The sequence below is a fragment of the Pseudonocardia hispaniensis genome (assembly GCF_042658695.1).
Lineage (GTDB): Bacteria > Actinomycetota > Actinomycetes > Mycobacteriales > Pseudonocardiaceae > Pseudonocardia > Pseudonocardia hispaniensis.
Map to the genome: position 1 here is coordinate 23479 of NZ_JBHSQW010000018.1, position 22816 is coordinate 46294.

The window sequence follows — 22816 nt, forward strand, 5'->3', positions numbered from 1 at the left end:
TTCCGAGGGTCGCGGCAGCCTCAGCCGCTTGAGCAGCAGGGCGTTGACCGCCACCAGGAAGCTGGATCCCGACATCGACAGGGCCGCGATCTCCGGCCGCAGCACCAGCCCGAAGGCCGGGGCGAACACACCCGCGGCGATGGGCAGGGCGATCGCGTTGTACCCCACGGCCCAGGCGAGGTTCTGGCGCATCTTGCGGACGGTGCCACGGCCGATCGTCAGCGCGGTGGCCACGTCGAGCGGGTCGGAGCGCATCAGCACCAGGTCCGCGGTCTCGATCGCGACGTCCGTGCCTGCTCCGATCGCGATTCCCACGTCGGCCTGGGCCAGCGCCGGGGCGTCGTTCACCCCGTCCCCGACCATCGCCACCCGCTTGCCGGCCCGCTGCAGCTCGGCGATCGTGGCGGCCTTCTCCCCCGGCAGCACCTCGGCGATCACATGATCGATCCCCAGTTGCCCCGCGATCCGGCGGGCCGTGGCCTCGTTGTCCCCGCTGAGCATGACGACCTCGACGCCGGCCGCGCGCAGCCGGGCGACCGCCGGGGCGGCCGTCTCCCGGGGGGCGTCGGCCAGGGCGACCACCCCGGCCGCGCGCCCGTCCACCGCGACCAGCACCGCGGTGCGTCCGGCTGCGGCGAACTCGTCGCGGCGCGACAGGAGCGCGTCGAACGCGACATCCTCTGCCGCCATCAGCGCGCGGTTGCCCACGACGACGCGGCGACCGTGCACCTGCGCGGACGCGCCGCGGCCGGGGACGGCGCGAAAACCGCTCGGGGTCAGCTCCGGCACGTCGCGTTCGGCGGCGTAGCGGACGATCGCCGCGGCAAGCGGGTGCTCGGACTCCCGTTCCACCGCCGCGACCAGCGCCAGGAACTCGTCCTCGGCCATCCCGTCGACCACCACGTCGGTGACCTCGGGCTCGCCCTTGGTCAGGGTGCCGGTCTTGTCCATCACGACGGTGTCGATCCGCGCCGAGGCCTCCAGCGCGGCGGCGTTCTTGAACAGCACGCCCCGCTTGGCGCCCAGCCCGGTGCCCACCATGACCGCGGTCGGGGTGGCCAGCCCGAGCGCGTCCGGGCAGGTGATCACCACGACCGTGATCGCGAACAGCAGCGCCACGGTGATCGGTTCGGCGGAGAACAGGGCCCATCCGGCGAACGTGGCGGCACCGCCCAGCAGCGCGACCAGCACCAGCCAGAACGCGGCGCGGTCGGCCAGCCGCTGCCCGGGAGCCTTGGAGTTCTGCGCCTGCTGCACCATCGCCACGATCTGGGCGAGCGCGGTGTCCGAGCCGACCTTGGTGGCCCGCGCCCGCAGCGTCCCGCTCGCGTTGAGGGAAGCCCCGATCACCTCCGATCCGGGCGACTTCGTCACCGGAAGACTCTCCCCGGTCACCATGGACTCGTCGACCTCGGACTCGCCGTCGGTCACCACGCCGTCGACCGGGACCTTCGCGCCCGGCCGGATCAGCAGCAGGTCCCCCACCTGCACCGCCGCGGTCGGCACCTCGACCTCCTGACCGTCGCGCAGCAGCACCGCCTTCGGCGGCGCCAACTCCAGCAAGGTCCGGATGGCCTCGTTCGCCCCGCCCCGCGCGCGCATCTCGAACCAGTGCCCGAGCAGGACGAACGCGCTCAGCACCACCGCGGCCTCGTAGAACACCTCGCCGCCGCCGGTGAGCGTGACCCCGAGGCTGTACAACCAGCCGGCCCCGATCGCCACCGCCACCAGCACCATCATGTCCAGCGTGCGGGCCCGCAGCGCCCGATACGCGCCGTCGAAGAAGATCCACGACGAGTAGCCGATGACCGGCAGGCTCAGCAGCAGCGAGAACACGTCGTCACGCAGGCCGAACGGCGCCGCGGCGGTGAACCCCAGTACCTCGCGCCCGATCGGTGACCACAGCAGGATCGGCACGGCCAGCACCGCGGCCACCAGGAATCGGTTGCGCATGTCGCGGACCATCGCGTCCATCGACATGCCGGCGTGATGGCCGCCGTGCCCCATCTCCTCGTGGGGCTGCAGCGCGGGATCGCACACGTGCTCCGGGACCGACCGGCCCACGCAGTGGTAGCCGCAGTCGCGGACCCACCCGGAGAGGTCGGCCACCGAGGTCCGCGCGGGGACGTAGGTGACGGTGGCGGTCTGAGCGACCGGGTTCATCTCGACCGCCACGACGCCGGGCCGGCGCGCCAGCGCGGCCTCCACGGCGCCCTTCGAGGAGCTTCGAAGCATGCCGGAGACCTCGATGACAGTGGTCGCGGTGATCGCATTCACTGTGCCCTCCCTGCGCTCGCCGAAGGCACAGATACTATACCCTCCCACGGTATAGGCAACCCCGGATCGGGCCGCGCCGTGACGGCACGGGTCGGCTCAGAGCCAGCGCGGGGCGACGGGAAGCGGACCGGGATCGGCGCTCACGCCCGCGCCGTCGGTGCGCCCGAGAAGCCAGCCGAGCAGGTCGGCCGCGGTCCCGCGCAGCACGGCGCCCCCGCCCTGCCCCAGCGTCCAGGCACGATCCCGGTCGGCCGCGTCCAGCCGCACCGACAGCGTGTCCTCGCGCGCCGACATGGTGCCCGTCGCATCGTCGAGCAGTGCGTCGACGACCCCGGGCGGCAGGTCGGCGACGGTGGCACCGGCATCCAGGTCGACCCCGTGCAGCCACACCTCGCGCACCCGCATCCACGGGATCTCGGTGGCCGGGATCGGACGGCCGAGGGCGCTGCGCACCTCGGCCTGCCAGGTCGTCTCGTCGAGCGCGTCGAGTGCGGCCTCCAGCGCCGCGGCGGTGGAGTGCAGCTCGCCGCGCAGCGTGCCGGCCGGTGCCTGCGCGGACGCCTCGATCGCGGCGTTGCGCTGCTGCGGGCTCGGGTACATCGGGGTCTGCACGCCCGTGCGCGCCCACCTCGCGAGCCGATGCAACGCCTCGGCGTTGCGGGCGAGGTGCCCGACGACGTGGGCGCGGCTCCATCCGGGCAGCGCACTGGGGGCGCGCAGCTCGTCCTCGGACAGCCTGTCGACGAGCTGCGCGACGAACGCCTCGCCGGCCCGCATCCAGGGGCGGGTGACCGCGAGCTCGCGGCGGTCCGGGCCGCTCATCGACGTGGTGCCGGAACCGGCGCACGCATCAGCACTCCGGCATCGTGCATCGGTCCGACCGACCCGTCCAGCCCGGACTCGGTCAGGACGGACGCTCTCCGGCCACCGGCTCCAGGCAGCCGGGCGGGGGCGCGTCGCCGGGCCGGTGGCCCCAGCTGCTGGGGCTGTTCAGGTGGGTCACCACCCACTGGTCCTCGTCGACGGTGTCCGCACCCCAGCCGTACTCGATCTCGAACCCGCTCGGGGAGCGGAGATAGAAGCTCAACATCCGGTCGTTCGTGTGCCTGCCGAGCGTCATGGAGATCGGAATCTTCCGATCCAGGCACAGGTCGTAGGCCACACCCACGTCGTCGATGGAACCGACCTGCAGCATCAGGTGGTGTAGGCCCCGTATGCCCACCACACCCGCGAGCGCGAGGGTGTGGTGGCGGGGGTTGACGTGGAGGAAGACCAGCCGCTCGCCGCCCATGTCGATCTCGTCGCTGATCCTGAAGCCCAGCACGGTGCGGTAGAACTCCAGGGATTCGGCGAGGTCGGGGACCATGAGCACGATATGGCCAAGGCCCTGGGCGCCGGTGACGAAACCCGACATGGCCCGGCCCGGCCGAAACGACCCGGGCACGACCAGCTGGCCGTAGAACACCTCGTGGGTGAACCCGGCGGGATCGGTGAAGCTGACCAGGTCGCGCACCCGGGCCGCCGCGCACTGCTCGGCGGTCGCTCGGCGGACGGCCACCCCGGCCCGTTCCAGCTCCTCCACGGCCCGGGCGAGCTCGTCCGGGCCGGGCACCTCCCAGCCCACGCACGTGAGCCGGTCGTGGCGCCCCTCGCTGATGACGATCCGGCCGGGCCGGTCGTCGTTGGTCAGCGTGACGATGTCGTCGCGGCCGAGCGGGTCCTGCGAGACCGCCAGCCCGAGCACCTCGGGGCCGAACGTCGCCCACTCCTTCGCCGCCGGGGATTCCAGCCGGAGATATCCCAGTGATGTGATCTTCATGGTCGCTCCGCTCCGATGCGCCGCCACCCGTAGGTCAGAAGAAGTTGGAGAGGTTCTGCGACAGCAGGACCGTCTGCTCGAGCAGGATGTGCCGCCGGGCGATCAGGAACGAGCCCTCGTGCCGGCGCAGCAGGTCGCGGCGTGAGCCGACCCAGGACGTCTCCTCCGACTTCAGCCGGGTCCGGTAGAGGACGAAGTTGGACGACACCTCCAGCTCGTCGCCCCGGTCCTCCTCGATCCGCACGTTGGTGACGAGATGCCGGGTGCGCGACGGCGGGTCCTCCGCCCACGCCGTGCCGGTCGCGATCTTGGCGACCCTGCCGAGCAGGACCTGCTTGGTGTCGTCGAAGAACGCGATCTCCCCCGGCTTGGTGAACTCCTCGTCCAGTTCGCGACGCAGCCGGGTGCGCCGGACCGGCATGAAGTAGTGCGTGTCGTCGCTGAACAGTTGCACCCACTCGTGGTAGCGGTGGGCGTCGAGCAGGGCCGCCTCGTCGGTGTAGAAGCGCTCCACCTCGAACTGCCGCAGCGCGGCCGCGAGCGTGTCGGTGTCGGCTCGGATGCTGTGGTCGACGGTCATGATCGTCCTGTTCTCGCTCGGGTCGGCGGTCAGATCACATCGGGCGGGGTGGTGCGCTCGCGCAGCTCGTCCCAGCCGCAGCCGGACAGCCACGCCGCCCACGAGGCGAACGTCCACAGCTGCCCGTGCTCGTTGATGCCGCACCGGATGTAGGGCGGGTCCTGGCCGTCGTCATCGACGATCTTGCCGCGACCGAGGTTCATCTTGAGCGCGTGCGGGATCGCACGGCTGGCCTGGCCACGGGCCTGCATGGTGCCCTGCGCCCAGTTCTCGCCGTCCTCCTGCTCCAGCGCCCCGGCCGGCCCGAAGACGTGGATGGCGGCCTGGATCGTCATGGCCCGCTCCTGTGGGCCGGCCTCGCGCGGCACGAACGTGAACCACCAGATCTCGGTCAGCTCCGGCCCCCGGGGCACCCGCAGCGAGACCTGCCGGATCTCGGGGGCGATCCACAACGTCGGGAAGATGTTGGTGTGGCCGACCGCCCGCCGCGCCATCGGCCCCAGCGCCTCGCGCGCCCGCGGGGAGTCGCGCCAGGAGTGGTCGACCGCCCCGTCGAGGTCTCCCATCGCCTCCACGGTCGGCCCGGCGAGGGCGTGGCCGAAGGCGTCGAGGAACACGATCTGGTCGGGGTCGTCCTCGTTCGCCACGCCGCCCATCAGTTCCAGCTCGGAACCGTCAGGGCCCGCGACGCCGGTGGCCGACATCTGCCTACCCCGCGGATCGGTCGGCGCCGGGACGAGCCCGGCCTGCAGGGCGGACAGATGTGTGATCTGCGGGTGGTACCAGTCGAACAGGTTGTCGACGGCGAACTTCCAGTTGCACGGGATGACGAACTTCTGGATCCCCGGGACCACCTCCATCTCGCCCTGGCCCGCGATCATCTCGAGCCCGGCGCGTCCGGTGCGGCCGAGGAAGTCCGCGAGTGGCGGAGCGTCCGGATCCGCGGTCGCGAAGACGAAGCCGCGGTAGATGTCCAGCTGCGCGACCTCGCGCAGCCCGTTGGCCGCGAGGTCGAGTTCGTTGTGGTACAGCTCCTGCAGGCCCGGGACCCCGATCAGCTTCCCCGCAAGGTCGTAGGTCCAGCCGTGGTAGGTGCACATGAAGTTCTTGACGTTGCCCTCTTCGGCCCGGCAGACCGCGTTTCCGCGGTGCGCGCAGGTGTTGAGCAGCCCCTTGATACCGCCGTCCTTCTGGCGCACCACCAGAACGTTGTCGCGACCCATCGGGGCCTCGAAGAAGTCGCCCGCCTCGGGGATCTGGCTTTCATGGCACAGGAACAACCAGCCGCGACCGAAGATCGATGTGATCTCCTGTTCGAAGATCTCCGAGTCGCTGAAAATACTGCGATCGATCTCGCCTCGGTCGAGAGAGACGAGTTGCTGCAACTTCTCGGCCGCGATGGCCATGGTTTCCTCCTGATCTGGCTCGCGACGCCGGCGCAGGCCCAAAATATGATCGCCACGCCCGCCCGACCGAGTGACTCGTTCCATCGTGCGGAACCGATCTGCCGCCGCAAATCGGTTCCGGCTCGTGGAACGAGCCCGTACCGATGGCTGCGTCGAATGGGCTTTGCTGCCGGTCATGGAGGCCCTGACGCTGTCGAAGACGGTCGTGTGCAAGCCGCTCACCGAGTGGAAGTCGGTCGCGACCGAGCTGCTCGGCACCCAGACCAGATTCGTCCAGGGGAAACGCTGGCGACATCGTGTCATCGAATGCGGCGACGGCGAGCCGCTGATCTTGATCCACGGTATCGGCGGTCACGCCGAGACGTACGCCCGCAACCTGCACAACCTTGCCGCCAACGGCTTCCACGTCTACGCGGTCGACGCCCTGTACCACGGCTTCACCGACAAACAGCCCTACAGCGACGAGCGGCGGTGGGACCTCCAGGTCGACGCCCTCGCGGATCTGATCGAAGGACTGGGGTATTCGTGGGCCCATATCGAGGGTGAGTCGATGGGCGCGATGATCACCTTCGAGTTCGGCATGAGGTACCCGCAGATGTGCGGGAAGCTCATCATGAACACCGGCTTCGGGGCGGTGGACCTCAAGAAGACGGACTTTCGCACCCAACCGGGTGGCGGCGTCGCGCTGCAGGAACTGTCGGTCCAGTCGGTGGTGAACCCGACGTTCGAGACCGTCCGGAAACGCATGGAATGGCTGGTCGCAAGCCCGGACCGGATGACCGACGAAATGGTGGAGATTCGGCTTCGCCTCTACTCCTTCCCCGAGATCTACAGATCGATGCAGAACGTGTACTGGATCGGCAAGCAGTGGCGGTGGACACCACGGTGGGAGGAGGAGGACGTCGCGAAGTTCCAGCCCGAGGCGCTGGTGTTCTGGACCGAGCACAACCCCGGCCAGGGCCCGGACTACGGCGAGTACGTCGCCGGACTCATCCCGGGCGCCAAGTTCTACACCATGGCCGACGCTGCGCACTGGCCGCAGTGGGAGAAGCCCGAGGAGCACGACCAGGTTTTGATCGACTTCATCCAGGGAGGCCGGTGATGGCGTGGGTGCGGGCCTGCGGAGTCTCGGAGATCAAACCGGGTGAGGCGGTCAGGATCGACGCGGAGCCGCCGGTGGCGGTGTTCAACATCGACGGTGAGTTCTTCGCCACCGCGGACACCTGCACACACGAGGAGGCGTCGCTGGCCGACGGCTACGTCGACGGCGCGCAGGTCGAATGCGCCTGGCACTTCGCGAAGTTCTGTCTGCGCACCGGCCGGGCGCTGAGCCTGCCGGCCACCGAGGACCTGGCCACCTACCGGGTGCGGGTGGCCGACGACGCCGTCTTCATCGACATCTAGGGAGAAGCCATGGGTTGGTTGGACGGCGAGGTCGCCCTGCTCACCGGCGGAGGTTCGGGGCTGGGCCGCTGTATCGTCGATCGCTTCCTCGCCGAGGGGGCGCGGGTCGCCGTGCTGGAGATTGACCCCGCCAAGGCGACGGCGCTCGCCGCGCACGTCGACGAGCGGGTTGTCGTGATCGAGGGTGACGCGACGAGTCTCGCCGACAACGAACGGGCCGTCGCCGCGACACTCGCCGAGTTCGGCCGGCTCGACACCTTCATCGGCAACGCCGGCCTCTGGGACTTCAACACCCCGCTCGAGGCGCTGCCGGGCGAGACGCTCCCGGCCGCCTTCGACCAGATCTTCGGGCTCAACGTCAAGGGCTATCTGCTCGGCGCCAGGGCCGCGCTGCCCGCACTGCGCGAGAGCAAGGGCAGCATGATCTTCACCGTGTCGAACGCGGGGTTCTGGCCGGGTGGCGGCGGCCCGCTGTACACCGCGTCGAAACACGCGGTGGTGGGTCTGATCAAGCAACTGGCCTACGAGCTGTGCCCGGACGTGCGGGTCAACGGGGTCGCGCCCGGCGCGATGCCGACCGATCTGCGCGGCCCGCGCGCCCTCGGCCTGCAGGACACGTCGTTCGGGGCGATGCCCGTCGAGGAGATGACCGAGCGGTTCTCGCCCCTGGAGATCCGGATCATGCCGTCGGACTACACGGGCCACTACGTGCTGCTGGCGTCCCGGAGCAACGCGCGGACCGCGACGGGATCGGTGCACAACTGCGACGGAGGCGTCGGGGTCAGCGGGCGTCGGGCGATGGAGGCGGCGATGGCGAGCCTGCGGGCGTGATGCAGGCCTGCAACGCGGCGCCCAACAGCCTGACGATCTCCTCGGCCTCGACCTCGGGTGCCGCCGGGAGTCGCGTATCGGGTTCGAGCAGCGTGCCGAAGGCGAACAGGCCGAACCCGATCGCCTGCGCGGCCACGAGCCGAGCCCGCAGCCATGCGTCGGGACCGGGCAGGGTGGCCGCCAACGGATCGACCAGCCGCCGGTTCACCTCCTCGACGAACAGCGTCTTGGCCTCCTCGACGTCCAGGGACCGCACCAGCGCGATCGCCGGGAAGCTGATGCCCGGGTCCAGCCAGTACGCCACGATCTGGCGCGCCAGGCGCGCACCCAGCGTCTCCAGTGGCCCCGCGAGATCGGCCGCGTCGATATCGGGACCGCCCTCGATCCTCGCCACTTCACGGAACAGGTTGTGCTTGGAGCCGAAGTAGCGAACGACGAGTGGGGCGGTCACCCCGACATCGTCCGCGATGTCCTTGAGCGTGACGGCGGCGTATCCGGCTCGGGCGAACCGGCGTCCGGCCGCGACGAGGATATCCCGCCGGGTGTGCTCGGCAGACTTTTTGCGACGCGGACGGGCAGTCTTGTCCTCAGCCTCCACATCATCGGCGAGGGTTTGCGCCATCCGAACGCCGTCCATTATTCACCTCATTCACCACCCGGCTCGTCAATCCCATTCTCGCCGACCGAGGCCGCCAGGACCCGGATACCGTACCGGCTCGTGGAACCGACTTCACGCCACACCGCCACGGCAGCCTTCTCCCAGGAAACGTTATGGAGCCATCATGTCGGTGGCGGCGAGCGCACGGACACATTATGGAGCCATGACGCTGGTAGCGGCGGGCGTGATGGGCGCTCGAACGGGGGGTCACGAGCAGGCACGCGAAAGCACGTCGGCCACCTTGCCGAGCCGAGCCGCGAGGCGCCGCTTGTCGAACCGGGCGATCGGTGCACTGATCGACAGCGCGGCCAACGCCTCACCGGTCCGGCGATCGACGATCGGCGCCGCGACGCAGGCCAGCCCCATCCGGCATTCCTCGAGGTCGACCGCGACCCCCTCGTCCCGCGCCAGGGACAGGTTCCGACGGAGCAGGTCGGGATGGGTCGTGGTGTGCGGGGTGCGGCGGGCCAGCCCATGCGCCACAACGTGTTCGACGGTTTCGGGGGCCGACCGGGACAGAATCGCCTTCCCCAGCGCCGTGCAGTGCGCGGGATTGCGGCCACCGACGGTGGTCGGGCAGGGCGGGGCGCGGTGCCCGAAGACCTTCTCCAGGTAGAGCACCTCCCGGTCGTGCAGGATAGCAAGGTGGACGGTTTCGAGGGTCGCGTGGTGTAGTTCGGCCATGAACGGAACGGCCTGCTCGCGCAGCCCACGAGGCCGGAGTGCGCGCGACCCGAGCTCGAAGACGTGTTCGCCCAGCCGGTATCGGTTACCGTCTCGTTTCACGTATCCGTGGTCGATCAGCACACCGAGTAGTCGGTGGGCGGTCGATTTCGGCATGCTGGCGCGTGAGGCCAGCTCGCTCACGCCGAACACGGACCGGGATCCATCGAAAGCACTCAACAGTGCCAGAGTGCGACTCGCCGCATTAGTGGGAGCTGGATTTTCCAGAAGCTGTTGAGGACGCCGGCACTCCGACTGGACGACGCTTCCCTCACCCATGGCGACCTCGATCGCTGTGATGTAAATCGTTATTTACATGCTACGGGTGAGCATCTCACCTGTCAACGGACGCGGTGACGGAGCCGCCGCGTGCGGCGCTCCACCTTCAGTGACACGACGGCACCGTCGATCGCCGCGTTCAGGGGGTGCCGGCGTGCGGAACGTCGACCGTGGTGGCGACCAACCTGCCCAATCGGGTGCTCGACCGCTCCTTCTCGTCGAAGTTCGGCGCGACACACAGGAAGAGGGTCCGTCCGTCCTCCCCGCCGAGCATGCAGGCGAACACCCCCTCCTCCCCCGTGCTGATCTCCTCCAGAATCTCCCCACCTTCAGCAACCCGCACCACACGCCGGTTGAGCGCGTCGGCGACCCAGAGCGCGCCCTCGGAGTCGAGGCAGTTGCCATCGGGGCCGATCGATGCGGCGGCAACGAGTTCGTCGACGCTGTCGGTGTCGGGGAGGGACCCGAAGTTCGCCCAGTCCCGCCGCGGACCGAGCGAGCCGTCGGAGCGGATGTCGAAGGCCGAGATGCGGTTGCCGAACGTCTCATCGACGATCAGCGTCCGGCCATCGGGGGTGATCACCGACCCGTTCGGGAACATGAGGCCATCGGCGGCCACGGCCGTGGTCCCGTCCGCATCCACGCGCACGACCGTCGTGGACCGGTACGGGGCACCGGCCATCAGGTCGAAGCCGAAGTTCCCGACGTACGCTCGGCCCTGGGCGTCGACGACCATGTCGTTGATGTGTCCGCCGGTGAGCGCGGACACATCGGCGTGCTCGACGAGCCGCCCCGACTCCAGCCGCAGCAGCTTGCGGTCCTTCATCGACACGATGAGCAACGTGCCGTCGGGCAGCCAGCCGAGGCCGGACGGCTGCTGCGGGACGGTCGCGATCTCCTCGACCTTTCCCTCGGGAGTCACGGCGATCACCGTGTGGGAGTAGAAGTCCGAGACCCATAAGCGACCGTCATACCAGCGTGGTCCCTCCAGGTAGGTGTATCCATCGACGATCGGCACGAGCCTTCGGGCGGTCATCATCTGCACCTTTCCGCATCGGATGGCGGGTGAGGCCGCGAATTCTCGGCGACGGCCCACCGCGGCAGCTGTCCGAAATCGCGACACGGGATCGAGGGGCCTGGTGTCGCGAATTGGGACGGTTCATTCGCCGCCGGATTGGCAGCCTCGGTATCCCGCGACGTAGGCCGATGGAGGCGACATTCGGTATGGACGGCCTGATGATGGATCAGCCGCTGCTCGTCAAGCGGCTGCTGTGGCGTGCCGAACACGTTTTCGGCACCGCAGAGGTCGTCACGCGGGTGCCGGACGGCTACGACCACTGCACCTATGCCGGCGTCGCCCATCGGGTCCGCAGGCTCGCCGGCGCGCTGCGCGGGCTGGGCGTCGCACCGGGTGACCGGGTGGCAACGCTGGCCTGGAACACCCGCCACCACCTGGAGGCCTACTTCGCGGTCCCGGGGATCGGTGCCGTGCTGCACACCGCGAACCACCGTCTCTCACCCCCGCAACTGGCCTACACGATCAACCATGCGGGCGACCGCGCCGTGCTGGTCGACCCCGACCTGGTGCCGCTCTTGGAGGCGATCTCGGACGAACTGACCACGGTGCGTGACGTCATCGTGCTCGGCCCCCTCCCCGCGGGGACCACGTTGCGCTCGGTGCACAGCTACGAGGAACTGCTCGCGGCCGCGGAACCGATCGACGAACTGCCGGAGTTCGACGAGACCACGGCCGCGGCGCTGTGCTACACATCGGGCACGACGGGTGACCCCAAGGGGGTCGTCTACAGCCACCGCAGCACGGTGCTGCATGCGCTGGTGCTGTGCGCCAAGGACTCCGTCGAGGTATCGGTCCACGAGCGGTTCCTGCTCGCCACCCCGATGTCGCACGTCAACGCGTGGGGCATGCCGTACGCCTGCGTCCTGCAGGGCGCGACGCTGCTGCTGCCCGGAGTTCATCCGACCCCCGACGACCTGGTGCAGATCGTGCACGACCAGCGGCCGACGACCGCGGTGGGAGCGGTCACCGTCGGCAGCCTGATGCGCGAAGCCTGGCAGCGGTCGGGGGGTGCGCGCCGGCTGGACTCGCTGCGCAGGTTGTGGCTCGGCGGTCAGGCCCCACCAGCGGCGGAGACGGCCTGGTGGGCGCGCACCAACGCAACGATCGTCGTCAACGGCTGGGGGATGACCGAGCTGTCCCCGCTGGGCACGTTCTGCTCCGTCGCGACCACCCCCGAGGAGTTGGCCGACCCCGCGATCCTGGAACGCCAGTCCCGGCAGGGCCCCCCGTTGCCGCTGGTGGAAATGCGCATCGTCGACGAGACCGGCACCGAGCTGCCCTGGGATGGGGAGAGCGTCGGGGAGCTGGAGGTCCGCGCCCCCTGGGCCGCGTCAGGGTATTTCCGCGACCCCCGCACCGTCGGCAGCCACCGGGACGGTTGGTTGCGCACCGGGGATGTCAGCGTGTTCCACCCGGACGGCTCGATGCACGTGAAGGACCGCTGCAAGGATCTGATCAAGAGCGGCGGGGAGTGGATCTCCTCGGTCGAGCTGGAGAACGCCCTGATGGCGCACCCCTCGGTGCGCGAGGCGGTCGTGGTGGCCGTGCCCGATCCCACCTGGGTCGAGCGGCCGCTGGCGTGCGTCGAAACCCACGTCGACGTCCCCGCCGAGGAGCTGCTGGCCCATCTCGCGGCGCGCTTTCCTCGCTTCTGGGTGCCGGACCGGGTCGTGTTCGTCCGGCAGATCCCGAAGACCTCCGTCGGCAAGTTCGACAAGAAGCGGATCAGGGCCGAGCTCGCCGCCGGCGCGCTCGACTCGCACTGACTCCTGCGGGCACGACCCCACTCGCACCGCCGTCGTCGGGTACGGGCCGCTCGACGGCCAGTCACACATCGAGAAGCACGGATCCCAGGAAGGTAATCAGCGATGAAGTCGATTTTGTTCTACCTGCCCGTCGTGGGCAGCTATGCCCAGATCACCAAGGGCATGGCGGGAATCAACGACCAGAACTACCAGAACATGCTCTACCAGCTGACCAAGCAGTCGCAGCTGGCCGATGATCTCGGCTACTGGGGTGTGGCGTTCACCGAGCACCACTTCCACATCGAGGGGTTCGAGGAGTCGAACAACCCCATTCTGCTCGACCTCTACGTCGCCATGCAGACCACGAACATCAAGGTCGGGCAGATGGCGAATGTGCTGCCGTTCCAGAACCCGATCCGGCTCGCCGAGGACATCGCGATGCTCGACCACATGTCGCGTGGCCGGGCCTTCGTCGGAATCGCGCGCGGGTACCAGAAACGGTGGGCCGACGTGCTCGGCCAGACCTACAACGTCGGGGCGACCTTCTCCGACCGCTCCGAGCGCGATCTGGCCAACCGGCAGCGGTTCAACGAGCACTGGGAGTTGCTCAAGGAGCTGTGGACCTCCGAGACCGTGAGCACCAGCACCGAGCACTGGCAGGTCCCCCCACCCGGGATCGAGTTCAACCACGCGGCGGTCGACGAGTACGGCCGCGGCCAGGACCAGAACGGTGTGATCACCGAGATCGGCATTGCGCCCAAGCCGCTGCAGAAGCCCTACCCACAGGTGTTCCAGCCGTTCAGCTTCAGCGAGGAGTCGTTCCGGTTCTGTGCGCGAGAGGGCATCGTCCCGATCGTCATGAACACCGACGACGAGATCATCTCGCGGCTGCTCGACGTCTACCAGGAGGAAGCCGAGGCCTCGGGACACGGCCAGCTCAAGCGTGGCCAGCGGATCGGCATCTTCCGCGACGTGCTCGTCTCCCGCGACGCCGAGGAGGCGCACTACTGGGCTCGGCGGGGTAACGGGTTCGTCTTCCCGAAGTGGTTCGGCCCGATGGGCTTCGGCGAGGTGCTCCGGCGCAAGGGCGAGGAGGGCGCGGTGGGCTCCGACTACGAGACGCTCAACGAGCGCGGCTTCGAGTTCGTCGGCACCCCCGACCAGATCAACCGCCAGGTCGAGGCTCTGGTGGCCAACCACAACCCCGAGTACCTGCTGCAGTGGCAGTACTCCGGTCCGGTGCCGCACGACGTGCAGATGCGCAGCATGGAGCTGTGGCAGACCGAGGTCGCCCCGAACTGGCTCTGAGCAGTGGGCGGCGGCCGAGCAGCGTCGGCCGCCGCCTCGGGGGCCCGATCGGACCAGCCGTGTTCTAGATTGGGACACCGCAGATGTGACACAACTCTCTAACCTGCCGGTCGGCGTGCGGAAGTCCTTCATCAACGGCGAGGTGGACAGTGGGACGAGCGGGTGGATCCGCACGAAAGTTGCGCGACGAGCGCGATCGGGTGCTCAGCGATCCCCGGCTCCTCGACGCCGTCGCGGAGAACCCTCTCGACCTTCGCGAGGAGATCATCTCTTCGTGGCGCCGTTGTCAGCTCGTCGGCGTCGCCCCGACCGGCGACGACGTCCCCTTCCGACCGGAGTTCGACCGCCCCAGCCGGCTCATGCGCGCCGCGGCGCCGGTGATCGACCGGCTCTCCGGCCAACTCGACGGCGGAAACGCGACCATCGTCCTGGCAGATTCCGAGGCGCAGATCATCGACCGCCGCGCGGGCGGCCGGAAACTGCTGAAGGCGCTGGACAAGGCGATGGTGTGTCCCGGTTTCCGCTACGCCGAGGAGTTCACCGGGACGAATGGGATCGGCAGCGCGCTGGAGGAGCGGCGGCCGTTCCTGGTATCCGGCGCCGAACACTTCCGGGAGAACCTGCGCGAGTTCACGTGCATCGGCTCGCCACTGCGCCATCCCATCACCGGCGCCGTCGAAGGCGTCCTCGACGTCACCTGCCGCGTCGATGACACCAACGTGCTGATGAAGCCGCTGGTGCTCGCCGCCGTGCGAGAGATCGAGTCACGGATCTACACCGACGCGTCGCTGCGCGAGCAGATGCTGCTGGAGCATTTCCTGCGAGCCAGCCGCCGCAGCACCGCGGCGGTGGTGTCGATCAACCAGGACGTGTTCATCGCCAACACCGCCGCCTCGGGGCTCCTCGACGCCTCGGACCAGGTCCTGCTGTGGGACTGGGCGTGTCAGATGCTGGGCGGGCGCGACGAATGCAGCGGGGAGATCCGACTGGCCCGGGACGTGGTGGTCCAGGCGAAGGCGACGAAGGTCGGCGACGTGAGCCGGATGGCCGGCGTACTGGTCGAGATGCGCGTCCGCCCCGCTGCTCGGCTCACCGGTGCCGCACTCCCCCACCACGGTCCGCAACCGGCGGGTCGCCGCCCGCCGGCCGGAACGGGCGACACGCTGCCCGGCCGCAGCGTCGCCGCCGACCGCCTGCGTCGCGACGTCGCGGCGGCGGGAGACACCGACCTTCCCGTGCTGATCTGTGGGGAACCGGGCACGGGAAAGCTGTTCGTCGCACGGCACCTGCACCGGCGCCACGGCCGGGGCGAGCCGTTCACCGTGTTCGACGCGTTCACCGCCCACGACGACCCGGACGACTGGATCGCCACGCTGGGCGACCGGCTGGCGCAGCCGGGAACGGTCGTGCTGCGCCATCTCGACGAGCTGCCATCGGAACTCACCGGGCGGGTGGCGGCCCTGGTCGACGGCGGCGGTCCGGCCCGCATCATCGGCACCGCGCGGGCCCGGGGCGAGCACGGTGCCGGTGGCCGGGTACTCGACCATCTGCCCGTCTCGGTGACCGTGCCGCCGCTGCGCTATCGCGCCGAGGACATCGCCGACATCGCGCCGCTCCTGCTGGCCGTCCGCACCACCCGTCGTCCGGTGCCCCGGCTGCTGCCGGGCACGCTGTGCACGTTGATGGGGCTGGACTGGCCGGGGAACGTCCGCGAACTCGAGGTCACGTTGACCACAGCCGTCGTCCGCTCGCTGGGTTCGGACATCGCCCAGGAACACCTGCCCCCCGAGTACCGCAGCGCGGGTGGGCGTTCCGGGACCTCGTCGCTGCAGCGGGCCGAACGCGACATCGTGCTCGAGGCGCTCGCCGAAACCCGCGGAAACAAACTCGCGGCGGCGGAACGGCTCGGAATCGCGCGCTCGACGCTCTATCGAAAGATTCGAGTTCTGGGTATCGACGAGAATCGGCTTCCGACAGGAACGTCCCCCCGTTAGTTCAGGCCGTGGTGTAGCGAAGACGGACACACGCCCCGGCCCTGTCCACATATGTTTCGGCCATGCACGATCTGCACCGGGATTCGGCCCCCCGCTTCCCCGATCCCGCCGACTTCCTCGGCCTCGACGCCGAACTCACCGATACCGAGCGCGACATCCGGGATGCCGTACACGACTTCGCGCAGCGGCGGCTCGCGCCGCATGTGGCGCAGTGGTACGAGGAGGGTGCGCTCCCGGCCCGGGAGCTCGCGCGCGAGTTCGGCACACTGGGCGTGTTCGGCATGCATCTGGACGGCTACGGCTGTGCCGGTGCCAACGCCACTGCCTACGGCATCGCCTGCCGCGAACTGGAGGCGGTCGACTCCGGACTGCGCAGCTACGTCTCGGTGCAGGGTTCGCTCGCGATGGCCGCCATTCACCGGTGGGGTACCGAGGAGCAGCGGCGGCAGTGGTTGCCGGGGATGGCGTCGGGCGAGTTGCTGGGCTGCTTCGGGCTGACCGAGCCCGACGCCGGGAGCGATCCCGGCGCGATGCGCACCCGGGCCCGCCGGGACGGTCCCGACTGGGTGCTCGACGGCACCAAGATGTGGATCACGAACGGGACGGTGGCGGACGTGGCCATCGTCTGGGCCCGCACCGACGACGGCATCCGCGGTTTCCTCGTGCCCACCGACACCCGCGGGTTCGCGGCCTACGAGATCCGGCACAAGCTCTCGCTGCGCGCCTCGGTGACCGCCGAACTGGTCCTCGATGGTGTCCGACTCCCCGGCGACGCGGCGTTCCCCGAGGTCCGAGGCCTTCGGGGGCCGTTGGCCTGCCTCAACGAGGCACGCTTCGGCATCCTGGCCGGAGTGGTCGGCGCCGCCCGCACCTGCTACCTGACCGCCCGCGACTACTCGCTGTCCCGCGAGCAGTTCGGCAAGCCCCTGGCGGCCTTCCAACTCACCCAGCGCAGGCTCGCCGACCTCGTGGTCGAGGTCAACAGGGCCGGGCTGGTGGCGCTGCGGATCAGCAGGCTCAAGGACGCCGGCGCCCTGCACCACCACCAGGTCAGCTTCGGCAAGCTGGCCAACGTGCGCGCCGCGCTGGAGGTCGCGCGCACCGCCCGAGCGATGCTCGGCGGCAATGGCATCTCCCTGGAATACCCGGTCATGCGGCATATGGCCAACCTCGAGACCGTGCTCACCTACGAGGGGACCGAGGAGATGCACGCACTGTCCCTCGGCCAGTCGGTGACCGGGATCCCGGCCTTCCGCTGACACCCACCCGTCCCAGGACGTCAGCCCGGCCGCGCCGGGCAGGAGAGAGGACTCGATGGTCAAGGCTGCTGTGCTGCTCGAGCACGGACGACCGCTACAGGTGTGCGAGATCGTCCTGCCCGAGCCCGGTCCGGGGCAGGTGCGGGTGCGCCTGGCCGCGGCCGGGGTCTGTCACTCCGACCTGTCGCTGGCCGAAGGCCGGCTGCGCCAGCCGGTACCCGCCGTGCTCGGGCATGAGGGGACGGGCGTGGTGGTCTCGGTCGGGGACGGTGTCTGCCGGGTCTCGGTCGGCGACATGGTCCTGCTGAACTGGTCGCCGTCCTGCGGTCGGTGCTGGTTCTGCGGTCAGGGCGAGCCGTACCTGTGCGAACGCGGAGGTGAGGCCGCCGACGAGCCCTACGCCGCGCTGGCCGACGGCACTCCCCTCTACCCGGGTCTCGGCACCGGTGCCTTCGCGGAGGAAACCGTGGTCGACGAGCGGGCGGTGGTCCCGCTGCCCGCGGGCGTCGATCCCGAGCAGGTGGCAGTGGTCGGCTGTGCCGTGCTCACCGGGGCGGGCGCGGTCTTCCGCACCGCCGACGTCCACGCCGGGCAGTCGGTGGCGGTGATCGGACTCGGCGGGATCGGGCTGTCGGTCGTGCAGGCCGCCCGCATCCGCGGGGCACACCCGATCATCGGTGTCGACACGTCGGCGGCCAAGGAGGACCTCGCCCGTGCCCACGGGGTCACCGAGTTCCTCGTCGCGGACGACGCAACGGCCGCGGCGATCCGTCAGCGCACCGGCGGGCGCGGCGCCGACCACACCTTCGACTGCGTCGGTGGTGCGGTCACCACCCGCACCGCGTGGTCGGCGGCCCGCCGCGGTGGACACGTCACCGTCGTGGGGGTCGGTGGCCGCGACAGCACGGTGGAGTTCTCGGCGCTGGAGTTGTTCTGGTTCGGTCGGACACTGCACGGCTGCGTGTACGGATCGAGCGACCCCGATGTCGACGTACCGCAGCTGCTCACGTTGGCCCGCGACGGGCGGCTCGATCTCGCGGCCCTCGCGACCTCCACAACCGACCTTTCGGGCATCAACGACGCCTTCGAGGACATGCGGCACGGGCGAGGTGCCCGCACCCTGGTGCGGCTGGGGAGCCCGCAGGCATGAGCGGCATCGACGTACCCGACACCTCCGGGCTCTACCTCGACGGGATGTGGCGCCCGGCATCGGGCGACGACCGGATCGCGGTGCGCAACCCGGCCACCGAACAGGTCATCGCCGAGATCCCGGTGGCGACCGCCGCCGACGTCGATGCCGCCTGCCGCGCCGCCGCCACGGCGCTTCCGGGCTGGGCGGCGGTCCCGCCTGCCGAGCGGGCCCGGGTCTGCCGGGCGATCTCCGAAGCTCTGGCCGGGCGGGCCGCCGAGCTCGGCGACCTCGTGGCGGCTGATCTCGGGATGCCGCGCACCCTGGCCCGCAACGTCCAGATCGGGCTCGGGGTCGCCGACTTCGCGAACCTCGCCGACACCGCCGAGCGGCACGTCTTCGAGCACACGGTCGGCAACTCGGTGGTACGCGAGGTGCCGGTCGGCGTGGTCGGCGCGATCACCCCGTGGAACTTCCCGCTGCACCAGATCGCGGCCAAGGTCGGCGGGGCGCTCGCGGCGGGCGCCACCGTGGTACTCAAGCCGAGCGAGGTCACCCCCCTCGTCGCCTTCGCCCTCGCCGGGATCATCGCCGAGCTCGATCTGCCCGCCGGGGTGTTCAACATGGTCACCGGGGACGGGCCCGGGGTAGGTGAAGCGCTGGTGCGCCACCCGGCGGTCGACATGGTCTCGTTCACCGGCTCGACCCGGGCGGGAGCCCGGGTCGCGGCGCTGGCCGGGGAACGGGTCCGGCCCGTCGCGCTGGAGCTGGGCGGCAAGTCCCCCGTGGTGCTGCTCGACGACCTCGACGACGCGACGTTCGAGACGGCCCTTCGCCGGGGCATGGCGGGCGCGTTCCTGAACTCAGGACAGGCGTGCAACGCCTTCACCCGGGTCGTCGTTCCGGCCGGCCGGCTGGCCCGCGCCGAGGAGGTCCTCGCCGACGCAGCTGCGGGCTTTCCGCCGGGCGATCCGTTCGATCCGGCGACCCGGCTCGGTCCCCTCGTCTCCGCCGTCCAACGCGACCGGGTGCGGGACCATATCGAGCAGGGGATCGCGCAGGGCGCCCGGCTGGTCTGCGGCGGCCCGAAGGCCCCGGAGGGCCTCGATACCGGCTACTTCGTGCGACCGACCGTGTTCTCCGACGTCACCCGCGACATGCGGATCGCCCGCGAAGAGATCTTCGGTCCGGTGCTCGTGCTGCAGGCCTACCGGGACGTAGCGGACGCGGTCGCGATCGCCAATGACACCGCCTACGGCCTCGCCGCCGGGGTATGGGGGCAGGACCCGCAGCGAGCCGAGTCGGTGGCCTGGCGCATCCGAGCCGGACAGGTCGACCTCAACGGGGCGCGGTACAACCCGCTCGCGCCCTTCGGCGGGTTCGGCGACTCCGGCCACGGCCGCGAGTTCGGCCGCTGGGGACTCGCCGAGTTCCTCACCACACGGTCGCTGCAGCGTTGAGACCGCGAACGGCGTCCACGGACGGGCCTCGCTGCGCCGCTCCGCGAGGTGCGACCCCAGCCGTTCGGGGAGCCGAGAACTGAGCCCGGTGCTGTCGCGTCCCGGTTCGAAAGGGGACCTCCGGCCCTGTCGAGCGGGGGACCGGCCCGCGACCATGCAGACGAGGTGAGAGAGGACCGGAGGCAACGACTTGTCCACATCAGCCAGGGACACCGAGCTCGTCGAGATCGGCCCCGACGACTGCCTCCGCCTCTTGGCCGGCGGAGCGGTCGGCCGTGTCGTGTTCACCGATTTCGCGCTGCCCGCGGCCCACCCCGTCAACTACCTGCTGGACGGCGCGGAGGTCGTCTTTCGCACCGGAGCAGGGAGCAAGCTCGCGGCGGCGACCCGCAACGCCGTCGTCGCCTTCCAGGTCGACGAGATCGACAGGCGAACCCGCACCGGATGGAGCGTCCTGGGGATCGGTGTGGCCTATGAGGTGACCGACCCGGTCAGGCTCGTCGGCCTTGCCGACCGCATGCCGATCCCCTGGGCTCCCGGCCGCATCGCGCACACCATCGCGATCCCGCTGCAGCAGCTCCGCGGGCGCAGGCTCACGGTGACCAGCGCGGTGAGCACGACCTGAGGACCTATCCGGCGGGGCCCACCTGCAGCAGGACCTGTGGGATCAGCCCCGGGCCCGCGCCGGGCAGCTCCCGGCGACGGCGGGCGAGCTCCCTCGGCCCGGCGAGCACGTCGCCGACCAGGCCGAACGCCGCCGCGCAGAGCAGGAGCCGGCGCACCGCAAGGCCCGCCCGCAGGTCGGCCGCCGGCAGGTCGTGATGGCTGCCGACCACGAGGAGCTGCGCGTCCGGCGAGGCGTCGCCGCCGACCTCCGCCAGCATCGCCTCCATCCGGGCACGGTCAGCCGGATCCAGCGAACTGCGCAGCCACGCGCCCTCGGTGTCCACGGCCCGCCGCAGCAGCGGGACGGCGGCCGCGGCGGCCATCCGGGCAGGTGCCGCCGCCGGCCGGACGAGCGCGCCGAAGAGGGCTCGTTCCGTCGGGGTCGGCTCGCCGAGGGCGCCGAGGCGCAGTACGGCGAGCAGCCCGGGCCGCCGATGATCGGGAAGCACCGTCGTGAAGGGCCGGTACCCCGCGACCGCGACCGCGAGCCGCGCCGCGAGCAGCCCCGACCCCGCCGCGACGCGGGTCGGGCGCTGCACCGATGCCGGGACCGTCCCGCTGAGCGCCGCCCGCAGCTCGATGCCTCCTTTCGTACCGGCGACCCACCAGCGGACCGCGCCGGCAAAGATCGGCACGGAGACCGCGGTGAGTGCCCTGGTCAGGGTCGCCGTCAGCGGGGGTGCTCCGGTGAACGGTTGGGTGTGGCTGAGCTGCTGAGCGGTCACGCTCCCCAGCCTGCGGGCGCGGGTCGCGCGGCTCGACGGCCGGAGGTCCCGGGGCCCCGCGCCGTCCGTCAGCTCGTCCCGGGCCGGCCCGATGACCTCCGCCCGCATCACAGGGCCATCCGCCTCTGCCGTCCCGGACGCGAAGGCCCCACGCTGGTCCGGCCGACCAGCTCGGTGGGCGCCGCCGGGTCGTGCCGGGCGACCGGGGGTGCCGAAAGTCCCTATCCAGGCCGTGAATGCCGGGTCATCCGCCCCTATCGACGCGGGGTCGGCCTGATCCAGACTGGCCCCTTGTGACCAACCCCGACTCGGATACCGCAGCACCCGCCGTCGAGCTCGTGCCGCTCGACCGTGCCGAATGCCTGAGTCTGCTGCTCAAGAGTGGGGTCGGCCGCGTCGTGTTCACCGACGCCGCGATGCCCGCCGCGCATCCGGTCAACTACGTGCTCGACGGCGAGGAGATCTTGTTCCGCACCGCCGAGGGGCGGACGCTGACCGCGACGAACCAGGCCGTCGTCGCGTTCGAGATCGACCAGCTCGACCCGGTGACGCGCACCGGGTGGAGCGTGCTGGGCGTCGGGCAGGCCTACGAGGTGACCGATCTCGACAGGCTGGCCGCACTCGACGGACGTGCGCCGGTTGCCTGGGCCCCGGCCCGCACCCCGCACCTCATCGCCGTCCCCCTGCAACGCCTGACCGGCCGCAGGCTGCGCCCGATCGCCGACGCGGAGCCGCGCCGATGAGACCCCCTGCGACCATCGCGCCGAGCAGCCCTGACGATCGCGTGGAGGAGACCACCGTGCCCATCTCTGTCTTTCTGCTCGACGACCACGAGATCGTCCGCCGCGGAATCGCCCAGCTCCTGGAGAGCGAAGAGGACATCACGGTCATCGGTGAGGCCGGGACCGCCGCGCAGGCACTGGCTCGTATCCCTGCGTTGCGTCCGGACGTCGCCATCCTCGACGTGCGACTCCCGGACGGCGAGGGAGTCTCGGTCTGCCGCGACATCCGCGCCGCGTTGGACCCGCCACCCGCCTGCCTCATGCTCACCTCGTACTCCGACGACGAGGCCCTGTTCGGTGCGATCATGGCGGGAGCGGCGGGCTACCTGCTCAAGCAGGTCGGCGGGAGCGATCTCGTCGGCGCCGTCCGGACCGTGGCCGCGGGCGGTTCCCTGCTGGATCCCAAGGCCACGGCCGTGGTGCTCGAGCGGCTGCGCAAGGGTGATGAGCCGGAGGACCCGCGTTACGCCTCGCTGAGTCCCCAGGAGCGGCGCATCCTCGGCCTCGTCGCCGACGGGCTGACCAACCGGCAGATCGGCGCCGAGCTGTTCCTGGCCGAGAAGACCGTCAAGAACTACGTGTCCTCGCTGCTGCACAAACTCGGCTTCTCCCGGCGCACCGAGGCCGCCGTGTATGCCGCGGAGCGACGCCGCTCCGGTGGCTCGGCCGGATAGCACCGCGGGTGCTTCGGGG

The 22816-nt window shown here is 70.4% G+C and carries 21 protein-coding genes; 12 read left to right on the forward strand and 9 right to left on the reverse strand.

Features of this window, described 5'->3' with window-relative positions:
* From ACFQE5_RS08990 to ACFQE5_RS09010, 5 genes are all read right to left on the reverse strand, one after another.
* The coding region (locus ACFQE5_RS08990) for a heavy metal translocating P-type ATPase (RefSeq protein ID WP_379584374.1) at positions 1 to 2277 on the reverse strand (2277 nt) is incomplete at its 3' end.
* A gap of 96 nt (positions 2278 to 2373) precedes the next feature.
* Positions 2374 to 3099 (reverse strand): maleylpyruvate isomerase family mycothiol-dependent enzyme, encoded by a 726-nt coding sequence (locus tag ACFQE5_RS08995; RefSeq protein WP_379584375.1) that lies wholly within the window; start codon positions 3097 to 3099, stop codon positions 2374 to 2376.
* A gap of 82 nt (positions 3100 to 3181) precedes the next feature.
* Positions 3182 to 4096 carry a VOC family protein gene (locus tag ACFQE5_RS09000; RefSeq protein WP_379584376.1) on the reverse strand — a complete coding sequence of 305 codons (915 nt, stop codon included), beginning with the start codon at positions 4094 to 4096 and terminating at the stop codon, positions 3182 to 3184.
* A gap of 34 nt (positions 4097 to 4130) precedes the next feature.
* Positions 4131 to 4676 (reverse strand): 3-phenylpropionate/cinnamic acid dioxygenase subunit beta, encoded by a 546-nt coding sequence (locus ACFQE5_RS09005; protein ID WP_379584377.1) that lies wholly within the window; start codon positions 4674 to 4676, stop codon positions 4131 to 4133.
* A gap of 29 nt (positions 4677 to 4705) precedes the next feature.
* The gene (locus ACFQE5_RS09010; RefSeq protein ID WP_379584378.1) at positions 4706 to 6082 is read right to left on the reverse strand and encodes an aromatic ring-hydroxylating oxygenase subunit alpha; all 1377 of its coding nucleotides are present in this window, start codon (positions 6080 to 6082) and stop codon (positions 4706 to 4708) included.
* 175 nt (positions 6083 to 6257) lie between these two features.
* Here ACFQE5_RS09010 and ACFQE5_RS09015 point away from each other — a divergent pair, with 175 nt between their 5' ends.
* The 3 genes from ACFQE5_RS09015 to hcaB are packed head-to-tail and all read left to right on the forward strand — an operon-like array spanning position 6258 to position 8317.
* Complete coding sequence (locus ACFQE5_RS09015; protein ID WP_379584379.1) at positions 6258 to 7184, forward strand: alpha/beta fold hydrolase; 927 nt, start codon at positions 6258 to 6260, stop codon at positions 7182 to 7184.
* Entirely contained in the window at positions 7184 to 7486 is a 303-nt protein-coding gene (locus tag ACFQE5_RS09020; RefSeq protein ID WP_379584380.1) for a bifunctional 3-phenylpropionate/cinnamic acid dioxygenase ferredoxin subunit, read from the forward strand. The genes ACFQE5_RS09015 and ACFQE5_RS09020 overlap by 1 nt, the downstream gene beginning before the upstream one ends.
* Positions 7487 to 7495: 9 nt before the next feature.
* On the forward strand, positions 7496 to 8317 hold the full coding sequence (gene hcaB / locus ACFQE5_RS09025) for a 3-(cis-5,6-dihydroxycyclohexa-1,3-dien-1-yl)propanoate dehydrogenase (RefSeq protein ID WP_379584381.1): 822 nt from the start codon (positions 7496 to 7498) through the stop codon (positions 8315 to 8317).
* Here the strand turns inward: hcaB and ACFQE5_RS09030 are convergent.
* The 3 genes from ACFQE5_RS09030 to ACFQE5_RS09040 form a co-directional block, all read right to left on the reverse strand.
* Positions 8268 to 8954 carry a TetR/AcrR family transcriptional regulator gene (locus ACFQE5_RS09030; protein WP_379584382.1) on the reverse strand — a complete coding sequence of 229 codons (687 nt, stop codon included), beginning with the start codon at positions 8952 to 8954 and terminating at the stop codon, positions 8268 to 8270. The two genes, hcaB and ACFQE5_RS09030, sit on opposite strands and share 50 nt — an antisense overlap.
* 228 nt (positions 8955 to 9182) lie before the next feature.
* Positions 9183 to 9977, reverse strand: coding sequence for an IclR family transcriptional regulator (locus ACFQE5_RS09035; RefSeq protein ID WP_379584383.1), 795 nt, complete (start codon positions 9975 to 9977; stop codon positions 9183 to 9185).
* 139 nt (positions 9978 to 10116) lie between these two features.
* Complete coding sequence (locus tag ACFQE5_RS09040) at positions 10117 to 11013, reverse strand: SMP-30/gluconolactonase/LRE family protein (protein ID WP_379584384.1); 897 nt, start codon at positions 11011 to 11013, stop codon at positions 10117 to 10119.
* Positions 11014 to 11183: 170 nt separating this feature from the next.
* On the opposite strand from ACFQE5_RS09040, the gene ACFQE5_RS09045 reads away from it, so the two are divergent.
* From ACFQE5_RS09045 to ACFQE5_RS09075, 7 genes are all read left to right on the forward strand, one after another.
* Positions 11184 to 12821: a long-chain fatty acid--CoA ligase gene (locus ACFQE5_RS09045; RefSeq protein WP_379584385.1), complete on the forward strand. Its 1638-nt coding sequence runs from the start codon at positions 11184 to 11186 to the stop codon at positions 12819 to 12821.
* 102 nt (positions 12822 to 12923) lie between these two features.
* Entirely contained in the window at positions 12924 to 14108 is a 1185-nt protein-coding gene (locus tag ACFQE5_RS09050) for an LLM class flavin-dependent oxidoreductase (protein WP_379584386.1), read from the forward strand.
* Between the two features lie 200 nt (positions 14109 to 14308).
* Positions 14309 to 16102: a sigma-54-dependent Fis family transcriptional regulator gene (locus ACFQE5_RS09055; RefSeq protein WP_379584387.1), complete on the forward strand. Its 1794-nt coding sequence runs from the start codon at positions 14309 to 14311 to the stop codon at positions 16100 to 16102.
* 62 nt (positions 16103 to 16164) lie between these two features.
* The gene (locus ACFQE5_RS09060) at positions 16165 to 17361 is read left to right on the forward strand and encodes an acyl-CoA dehydrogenase family protein (protein WP_379584388.1); all 1197 of its coding nucleotides are present in this window, start codon (positions 16165 to 16167) and stop codon (positions 17359 to 17361) included.
* Positions 17362 to 17416: 55 nt separating this feature from the next.
* Entirely contained in the window at positions 17417 to 18511 is a 1095-nt protein-coding gene (locus ACFQE5_RS09065; RefSeq protein WP_379584389.1) for an alcohol dehydrogenase catalytic domain-containing protein, read from the forward strand.
* A complete protein-coding gene (locus ACFQE5_RS09070) occupies positions 18508 to 19950 on the forward strand; it encodes an aldehyde dehydrogenase family protein (protein WP_379584390.1) in 1443 nt (480 codons plus the stop codon). The genes ACFQE5_RS09065 and ACFQE5_RS09070 overlap by 4 nt, the downstream gene beginning before the upstream one ends.
* Before the next feature lie 190 nt (positions 19951 to 20140).
* A complete protein-coding gene (locus ACFQE5_RS09075) occupies positions 20141 to 20575 on the forward strand; it encodes a pyridoxamine 5'-phosphate oxidase family protein (protein ID WP_379584391.1) in 435 nt (144 codons plus the stop codon).
* A gap of 4 nt (positions 20576 to 20579) precedes the next feature.
* On the opposite strand, the gene ACFQE5_RS09080 is transcribed toward ACFQE5_RS09075, so the two are convergent.
* Positions 20580 to 21341, reverse strand: coding sequence for a hypothetical protein (locus tag ACFQE5_RS09080; protein ID WP_379584392.1), 762 nt, complete (start codon positions 21339 to 21341; stop codon positions 20580 to 20582).
* 293 nt (positions 21342 to 21634) lie between these two features.
* Here ACFQE5_RS09080 and ACFQE5_RS09085 point away from each other — a divergent pair, with 293 nt between their 5' ends.
* Entirely contained in the window at positions 21635 to 22084 is a 450-nt protein-coding gene (locus ACFQE5_RS09085; protein WP_379584393.1) for a pyridoxamine 5'-phosphate oxidase family protein, read from the forward strand.
* A 56-nt stretch (positions 22085 to 22140) separates the two neighbouring features.
* Complete coding sequence (locus ACFQE5_RS09090) at positions 22141 to 22797, forward strand: response regulator (RefSeq protein ID WP_379584394.1); 657 nt, start codon at positions 22141 to 22143, stop codon at positions 22795 to 22797.
* Positions 22798 to 22816: the final 19 nt, after the last annotated feature.

Bases quoted from the DNA above. Each gene is read 5' to 3' on its own strand.
- ACFQE5_RS09030 (WP_379584382.1), bottom strand. From the start codon at position 8,954: ATGGACGGCGTTCGGATGGCGCAAACCCTCGCCGATGATGTGGAGGCT.
- ACFQE5_RS09065 (WP_379584389.1), top strand. From the start codon at position 17,417: ATGGTCAAGGCTGCTGTGCTGCTCGAGCACGGACGACCGCTACAGGTG.
- hcaB (WP_379584381.1), top strand. From the start codon at position 7,496: ATGGGTTGGTTGGACGGCGAGGTCGCCCTGCTCACCGGCGGAGGTTCG.
- ACFQE5_RS09050 (WP_379584386.1), top strand. From the start codon at position 12,924: ATGAAGTCGATTTTGTTCTACCTGCCCGTCGTGGGCAGCTATGCCCAG.
- ACFQE5_RS09020 (WP_379584380.1), top strand. From the start codon at position 7,184: ATGGCGTGGGTGCGGGCCTGCGGAGTCTCGGAGATCAAACCGGGTGAG.
- ACFQE5_RS09040 (WP_379584384.1), bottom strand. From the start codon at position 11,013: ATGACCGCCCGAAGGCTCGTGCCGATCGTCGATGGATACACCTACCTG.
- ACFQE5_RS09015 (WP_379584379.1), top strand. From the start codon at position 6,258: ATGGAGGCCCTGACGCTGTCGAAGACGGTCGTGTGCAAGCCGCTCACC.
- ACFQE5_RS09000 (WP_379584376.1), bottom strand. From the start codon at position 4,096: ATGAAGATCACATCACTGGGATATCTCCGGCTGGAATCCCCGGCGGCG.
- ACFQE5_RS09070 (WP_379584390.1), top strand. From the start codon at position 18,508: ATGAGCGGCATCGACGTACCCGACACCTCCGGGCTCTACCTCGACGGG.
- ACFQE5_RS09045 (WP_379584385.1), top strand. From the start codon at position 11,184: ATGGAGGCGACATTCGGTATGGACGGCCTGATGATGGATCAGCCGCTG.
- ACFQE5_RS09010 (WP_379584378.1), bottom strand. From the start codon at position 6,082: ATGGCCATCGCGGCCGAGAAGTTGCAGCAACTCGTCTCTCTCGACCGA.
- ACFQE5_RS08995 (WP_379584375.1), bottom strand. From the start codon at position 3,099: ATGAGCGGCCCGGACCGCCGCGAGCTCGCGGTCACCCGCCCCTGGATG.
- ACFQE5_RS09005 (WP_379584377.1), bottom strand. From the start codon at position 4,676: ATGACCGTCGACCACAGCATCCGAGCCGACACCGACACGCTCGCGGCC.
- ACFQE5_RS09035 (WP_379584383.1), bottom strand. From the start codon at position 9,977: ATGGGTGAGGGAAGCGTCGTCCAGTCGGAGTGCCGGCGTCCTCAACAG.
- ACFQE5_RS09060 (WP_379584388.1), top strand. From the start codon at position 16,165: ATGCACGATCTGCACCGGGATTCGGCCCCCCGCTTCCCCGATCCCGCC.